This is a genomic window from Bradyrhizobium sp. IC3195, from assembly GCF_020193585.1.
GTDB lineage: Bacteria > Pseudomonadota > Alphaproteobacteria > Rhizobiales > Xanthobacteraceae > Bradyrhizobium > Bradyrhizobium yuanmingense.
In genome coordinates, this window is sequence record NZ_JADYVG010000003.1 from 1 (window position 1) to 2,500 (window position 2,500).

2 tRNA genes and 1 rRNA gene (1 of these 3 cut by a window edge) are annotated in these 2,500 nt (G+C 56.7%); all 3 read left to right on the plus strand.

The features are described 5' to 3' along the window. Positions 1 to 637 precede the first annotated feature (637 nt). Positions 638 to 2,126 (plus strand): 16S ribosomal RNA (locus I6F09_RS07335). Positions 2,127 to 2,318: 192 nt separating this feature from the next. Continuing rightward, positions 2,319 to 2,395, plus strand: a tRNA-Ile gene (locus I6F09_RS07340). 33 nt (positions 2,396 to 2,428) lie between these two features. Then, a tRNA-Ala gene (locus I6F09_RS07345) sits at positions 2,429 to 2,500 on the plus strand; it runs 4 nt beyond the window's last position.

Sequence of the window (2,500 nt, forward strand, 5' to 3'; positions counted from 1 at the left end):
CCCTGGCGGCCTCCCCCGGGGCCGCCGCCAGGGAGGGCTCCAAGGCGCCCTCCGGAGCCCGCCGGCGGGCAAACTTTTTTTCAGATTTTTTGCCGGGCGGGCTCGTTCGATGTGCCCGGCGGCTTTCTAAATGGCTGGAATCGCGGGTGTTTTCTCGCTGGTCCGCTGTGCGACGATTTGTTGACGATTGGCGTTGACAGGCCGGAAGGTGGGGCCTATAACCCCAACCACTGAGCGCGGCGCCGCCGGGTCACTGACCAAGGCGAGCGAACGCGCCACTGATGCTCCTCACCTTGTTGAGTGACACAACAGCCGACACCAGTCGGTTGGAGTTCATCCATCGTTGGTAAGGGTGTCGGAACCCTTCCTCTCAGGAAGGTTGAGGCCTCCATGGTCTCGGGCTGTTTGACAAGTGAAGATGAAGAAAGAGAAACGTGGACGGCGGAGTCCTTGCGGGTCTCGCTTCCGAGAAGCTTCGGCTTTTCTGATCGAGACCGGACGAAAGACTTCGGCGGTACACGTTTTAAAGGAAACACCATCGTTGCCAGCGATGTGAATCGCGGGCAGCACATCGACTTCGGTCGATAATGGTGGGACCTCGTCAAACGTTGTGATCAGCCGGTTCAAAGTTCAAGTCCAACTTGAGAGTTTGATCCTGGCTCAGAGCGAACGCTGGCGGCAGGCTTAACACATGCAAGTCGAGCGGGCGTAGCAATACGTCAGCGGCAGACGGGTGAGTAACGCGTGGGAACGTACCTTTTGGTTCGGAACAACACAGGGAAACTTGTGCTAATACCGGATAAGCCCTTACGGGGAAAGATTTATCGCCGAAAGATCGGCCCGCGTCTGATTAGCTAGTTGGTGAGGTAATGGCTCACCAAGGCGACGATCAGTAGCTGGTCTGAGAGGATGATCAGCCACATTGGGACTGAGACACGGCCCAAACTCCTACGGGAGGCAGCAGTGGGGAATATTGGACAATGGGGGCAACCCTGATCCAGCCATGCCGCGTGAGTGATGAAGGCCCTAGGGTTGTAAAGCTCTTTTGTGCGGGAAGATAATGACGGTACCGCAAGAATAAGCCCCGGCTAACTTCGTGCCAGCAGCCGCGGTAATACGAAGGGGGCTAGCGTTGCTCGGAATCACTGGGCGTAAAGGGTGCGTAGGCGGGTCTTTAAGTCAGGGGTGAAATCCTGGAGCTCAACTCCAGAACTGCCTTTGATACTGAAGATCTTGAGTCCGGGAGAGGTGAGTGGAACTGCGAGTGTAGAGGTGAAATTCGTAGATATTCGCAAGAACACCAGTGGCGAAGGCGGCTCACTGGCCCGGTACTGACGCTGAGGCACGAAAGCGTGGGGAGCAAACAGGATTAGATACCCTGGTAGTCCACGCCGTAAACGATGAATGCCAGCCGTTAGTGGGTTTACTCACTAGTGGCGCAGCTAACGCTTTAAGCATTCCGCCTGGGGAGTACGGTCGCAAGATTAAAACTCAAAGGAATTGACGGGGGCCCGCACAAGCGGTGGAGCATGTGGTTTAATTCGACGCAACGCGCAGAACCTTACCAGCCCTTGACATGTCCAGGACCGGTCGCAGAGATGTGACCCTCTCTTCGGAGCCTGGAGCACAGGTGCTGCATGGCTGTCGTCAGCTCGTGTCGTGAGATGTTGGGTTAAGTCCCGCAACGAGCGCAACCCCCGTCCTTAGTTGCTACCATTTAGTTGAGCACTCTAAGGAGACTGCCGGTGATAAGCCGCGAGGAAGGTGGGGATGACGTCAAGTCCTCATGGCCCTTACGGGCTGGGCTACACACGTGCTACAATGGCGGTGACAATGGGATGCTAAGGGGCGACCCTTCGCAAATCTCAAAAAGCCGTCTCAGTTCGGATTGGGCTCTGCAACTCGAGCCCATGAAGTTGGAATCGCTAGTAATCGTGGATCAGCACGCCACGGTGAATACGTTCCCGGGCCTTGTACACACCGCCCGTCACACCATGGGAGTTGGTTTTACCTGAAGACGGTGCGCTAACCCGCAAGGGAGGCAGCCGGCCACGGTAGGGTCAGCGACTGGGGTGAAGTCGTAACAAGGTAGCCGTAGGGGAACCTGCGGCTGGATCACCTCCTTTCTAAGGATGATCCTTCAGCGAGCTCACGCTCACTATCGGATCGTTTTAGAAACATCAGTGGCCAACAGATCGCCAGATCGTTGAGCTGCATTGGCGGGATTTCGCCGTCTTCGTTTCTCTTTCTTCGCGGACGAACACGCGCTGGGCCTGCATCAAGCAGGATCCCACGGTCCCTGACGGGATATGCGTTAGGGGCTTGTAGCTCAGTTGGTTAGAGCGCGCGCTTGATAAGCGTGAGGTCGGAAGTTCAAGTCTTCCCAGGCCCACCACTTTCATCGAGTGAGCATTCGTCTTCTGGTTACGGGGCCATAGCTCAGCTGGGAGAGCGCGTGCTTTGCAAGCATGAGGTCGTCGGTTCGATCCCGTCTGGCTCC